The organism is Desulfothermus sp., from assembly GCF_053993635.1.
In genome coordinates, this window is record NZ_JBMYBT010000071.1 from 1 (window position 1) to 5,345 (window position 5,345).

General features: G+C 34.9%; 3 protein-coding genes. All 3 read left to right on the plus strand.

The features are described from left to right. The coding region (locus ACY2V1_RS05790; RefSeq protein WP_461833849.1) for a TolC family protein at positions 1-1,049 on the plus strand (1,049 nt) is incomplete at its 5' end. A 10-nt stretch (positions 1,050-1,059) separates the two neighbouring features. Beyond that, positions 1,060-2,259, plus strand: coding sequence for an efflux RND transporter periplasmic adaptor subunit (locus tag ACY2V1_RS05795; protein WP_461833850.1), 1,200 nt, complete (start codon positions 1,060-1,062; stop codon positions 2,257-2,259). Continuing rightward, positions 2,256-5,345 (plus strand): efflux RND transporter permease subunit (locus ACY2V1_RS05800; RefSeq protein WP_461833851.1); only part of this gene is annotated, 3,090 nt, incomplete at its 3' end. The genes ACY2V1_RS05795 and ACY2V1_RS05800, both read left to right, overlap by 4 nt.

A 5,345-nucleotide genomic window follows, 5' to 3' on the forward strand; every position in this document is an offset into this window, starting at 1 on the left:
GCGGCGTGGAGTTGACTCTGCCTATTTTCTTAGGTGGTCGCAGGATATATAATTATAAGGCAAGCAAGTTAATAAAAGATATTTCAGTTGACAGATATTTTTTTACAAAGCAAGAGCTAATTTATAACATAGCTTCTACTTATCTAAAAATTATTGAGACAAAAAAGGCGATTTTAGCTGAAGATAAGAATATTGAATTACTTACCAAGCAACTAAAAGATATAGAGATCAGCCTCAAGGTGGGTAAGGTTGCTCCTGTTGATAAAATGAAGGTCCTTGTGCCTATTGCAAATCAAAGGGCGAAAAAAAAGACCTTAGAACAAAATATCCTGGTGCTCCAGCAGATTTTAAAGAGGCTAATTGGAATAGAACAGGGACTTTTTATTGCACCAGATCCAGGCGAAAAAATAGATTTTAAACTTAAATATAAATTAACTGATTTTGATAAGCTGTATTTTCTCGCAAAACAAAACAGACCAGAATTTAAAACAGCAAAAAAACAGATTGAAGTAGCAAAATTAAATCTTAAAAAACAAAAATCTAAACGGCTTCCAGATCTAAATCTATCTGCTCAATATAGCTTAAGATCAGGCTCACCATATGATCAGGATGGTCCTCCAGGTGCTATTGACCATGAAGATTACTGGCAGGCATCTTTAAATTTAGAGATACCTATTTTTTATGGTGGTGCCATTGTGAATAATATTTCCAGGGCCAGGATGCAACTTTATGCAGCAAAACAAAGATTAAAAGATGTAGAATTTGATTTAAAAAGAGATATAGCCCAGGCAATATCAGATATTATTTCTTCAAAATATGGACTGGATGCAGCAAATAACAATAAAAAATTGGCATTAGAGGTACTTCGAATAGAAAGATTAAAATATAAAATGGGGAAAAATACAATTAATGATGTGTTAGATGCGCATGCAAATTTACTCGACGCAGAGCTGGACTACATTAAATATTCATTTAAGTATAATATTTCAAAATTGTATTTATATAAGGCTATAGGTTATGATCTTGAAAGGATTATACAAAATAAATGAGGTGTAAATAATGAATAAGATAAATAAAAGATTTACACTAATTATTGGTGTTATAATTTTAATATTTATTATGGCTCTATTTGTAATTAAGGCAAAAAAAAGACTTGCCTTGGCTCCAGTTTATAAATTACGTCCTGTTGTAGTTAAGGTTGCAAAGGTAAAAAAGCAAAATGTAGAATTAAAAATGCATTATTTGGCAAGACTTACCTCAGATGTAACCTCAGATATTTGTCCAAAAATAAATGCACAAATAATTAAAATATATCATGATGAAGGTGATCTTGTAAAAAAGAATGAAATTCTTTGTCAGCTCTATAATAAGGATATTGTAGATAAAATGGAGGAAATAAATGCAAAAATAGAAGAGATAAAATCAAAGATCAGGGCAGTAAAATCAGAAATTCTGGCTGCCAAAAGTGATTATGAATATATAAAGATGGAGTATATAAGGGCAAAAAAATTGTATAAAGGAAAGGCTGTAAGTGAATCTTATTTAGATCAATCTAAGGCAAGATATGAAGTATCTAAACAAAAGGTTATATCATTAGAACAAAATTATAATGCTCTACAACATGCCTTAGATGGTGCCTATGCCAGTTTAAAACAAATAAAGGTATTGCTTTCTTATACCATAATACGTGCACCTTATGATGGGATAGTCTCGCAGCGCTTTCAAGACTTAGGAGATATGGCCACTATATCTAAGCCAATTTTTGAGATGTATTCACCTGATAAGATAAAACTGGTATTCTCTGTTGTTCAGGAAGATGTAAATAAGATTAGACCGGGAATAGACGTAAAAATAAGCTGGCCTAAAGAATATAGAACAAAAGGGCTCCCTAAAGTTGCAAAGGTTACAAAGATATATCCATCTCTAATACAGGGAAAGGCCACTGTTGCTGAAGCGTATCTCGGTACTTTGCCACCTTGCGTAAAAATAGGCAGTTTTATTCCAATTGATGCAATAGTTGATAAAAAATTAGGGCTAGCCATACCAACAAGTGGTATAATTCCAATAAAGGGTAATTCCAAAGGAGTTTATTTAGTCAAAAATAACAAATTGGAATTAGTAAAAGTTGATATCTTGTTATCCTCACCTGAATATACGATTATTAGAGGCAGGGTACAAGAGGGAGATTTAGTGGTTATAGGAGATTATTTAAAATGGACACAACTATCTCCTAAAATGGAGGTTAGAGCAGTTCTATGAAACCACATGAATTTGCAATAAAACATCCCTGGGCTGTATTGGTTGTATCTATGCTAATTTCCATTATGGGAATTAGGGCGTTTTTTACAATGCCTACAGAGTATTTCCCTGATACCCATAGACCCCAGGTTGCAGTTATTACAGTTGAACCTGGTGCTTCCTCTGAAGATATTAGCCACAGGATAACTCAGATACTGGAAAAGGAATTATATTCCATAGACAAGGTGAGGAAAATAACTTCCTCATCCCGTGATGAAGTATCAGCAATCAGCATTGAATTTGAATATTCAAAGCCGGTTGCACAGGCAGTGGTGGATGTTACCAATGCCATTTCCAGGGTCAGGGCAGACCTTCCAAAAGACATTTTAGAGCCTAGAATTTATAAAATAACAGATGCCACGAGGCCAGTTTTGACCCTGGCCCTTAGCCCTAAAAAAGGAAGCAATCTGGACTTAACACATATTAGGCTGCTTGCTGAAAACCAGATCAAGGATTATTTGTTAAATATAGATGGTGTATCTGATATTGATGTCTTTGGTGCCCATAAACCAGAAGTATGGGTAGTCTTAAATAAAGATAAATTAGATGGATTTAAACTAACATATTTAGATGTTTTATCTGCAATAAAAAAACAAAATATCGCTCATCCAGCAGGTCCTATATATACAAAGGACAGCGAAATTTTAATAAAGACAGAAGGCGAATTTAGTAATTTAGATGATCTAAGAAATTTGGTAATTTCAAGGAAAGACAAAACAGATATCCTTTTAAAGGATGTGGCAGATGTCAAGTTTTTTTACAAAGATCCATCCAGCCTATACCATGGTAATTTTCATCCAGCCATAGCAATAAATGTTCTCAGGCCCGATAAAGGCAGTGTCATATATGCAATAAAAAATGTAAAAAAGCATCTTCCTGAAATGGAAAAAAAATGGCCCCAGATAAAATTTGAAATAACAGATGATCAGGAGCCTTTAATTGATAGAAATACATCAGGTATGAGGTCATCTTTATACATGGCCATAATTTTGACTGTAATTATTATATTTTTATTTTTAGCAGATATTAGGTCATCTGCCATTTCCTTAATTAGTATTCCCTTGTCTTTTTTATTTGGTGTTACCCTCCTTAGTTTTACTAAATATACAATTAACATTGTAACCTTATCTGGTCTTATTATTGCCACTGGAATGGTAGTAGATGCAACAGTAGTAGTTGTTGAAAATATAAATAGATATAGGAGGGATTATAAAGGTGACCCTCGTAGTTTAGTCACTGATGCAGTATCAGAAATTTTGCTTTCAATTATTGCCGGGATGTTGACCACAGTGGTGATGATAATTCCTATTATGTTTTCAGGTGGATATGTTGAAAAGGTGCTCAGGCAATTTACCCTTGTTCTTTCTCTATCACTGGTTGGGTCCCTTTTGGCAGCAATTTTTGTAGTACCGCCACTAGCGTTAAAATTTGGCTCATCTTCAGGAGGTAAAAAAAATTTCTTGGAGGGATCTGTTCTGTGGTTTGGAAAAATTGTTGATAAAATAGCTGATGGATATGTTGCCCTTTTAAAGATGTGTCTAAATCATAGGTTTATAACTATGGCTGTTGTGATAATATTTTTTATTGCTACTATGAAAATTACCTTGCCAATAATAGGACGTGAGCTCATGCCTCCAATGGATACAGGTATTATGAAGATATTTTTTGAAATATCTCCAAGGGCAAAGATATCTCAGATGGAGAAGGTGCTATCAAAAGTGGAAGCAGTGATAAAAAGGCAAAAAGGAGTAATAAGTGTATCTTCAGTTGTGGGTTCTGAGCCAGGGGAGATTTCATTTGGAGCTGGCGGACAGACAAAACAACAGGCAATGATAACAGTAAATTTAGTAACAAGGGATAAGAGAAAGAAGACCATTTGGGAAATTGAGGATGAAATTAGAAGAGAGATTTCCAATATACCTGGAATTAAGACATATCAGGTATATGAGTTCGGAGCAACACCAATGGCAACTTCCAGGGCCCCAATTGATTTGGTTATATATGGCGATTCTCCCAAGATGTTATCACACATAGCAGATGAAATAAAAACACGCATGGATGGGGTGATAGGTCTTTATGATTTCCACAAAAGCTGGTGGTTGGATAAACCAGAATTTAGGGTGCATGTGAAACAAAGGATAGCGAGGTATTATGGAATTACTCCAGAGGATGTAGCTCAGCAGCTAAATTTACAAATAGGTGGTTTAATTCCATCCAGATTTAGATTAAAGGATTTTCTGGATGTCCCAATTCGGGTATCATTAGAGGATTCATCTATAAAAAACAAAGAAGATCTCTTAAATTTAACCATATTCACCCCCAGGGGAAAGATTCCTTTGAGGGCTATTGCTGATGTAACATTGAAAAATGTTCAAACTGTTATTACCAGAGAGAATCTACGAAATACCATAGACTTAACAGGCTACAACAGAATTTACCGACTGACACAGGTTATGGACCAGATAAAAAAGAGGCTAAAAGGGATTCAACTCCCAGAAGGATATGGGATAAAATTATCAGGCACAGTAGCAGACATGAAGGATTCAATGCCGCGGGTGATGAAGGCTGTAGTGCTTGGATTTGCCTTACTTATTGTGCTTTTGGCAGGTACTTTTGAATCTTTTGTCCTCCCCTTGCCAATTCTTATAGCAATCCCCTTAGCAGTAATGGGCTCTTTATGGGGACTTTTGATTTACAACAAACCCATGTGCATGCCTGCAATGATGGGAATGTTGCTCCTTGCTGGAATTGTAATTAATAACTCAATATTTTTAATAGATTTTATTAAACAGGCCCGCAGAAAAGGTATGGAGAGAGATAAGGCATTGATAAACTCAGTAAGACTAAGACTTAGACCTGTTTTAATGACTACAATTTCCACCTTTGTGGGAATGCTTCCAATAATCTATGAAACAGCAATTGGTCTGGAAAGGATGTCCCCACTTGGCACAGCTGCTGGTTTTGGCCTCCTTGTGGGGACAATAATGACAATGGTTATAACTCCAGTGACATATTCTTTGTTAGATGATTTTGGTAGGTTTTTTAAA

What these genes read in the sequence shown, in the direction of transcription:
- ACY2V1_RS05795 (WP_461833850.1), top strand. Translation starts at nt 1,060, where the DNA reads ATGAATAAGATAAATAAAAGATTTACACTAATTATTGGTGTTATAATT.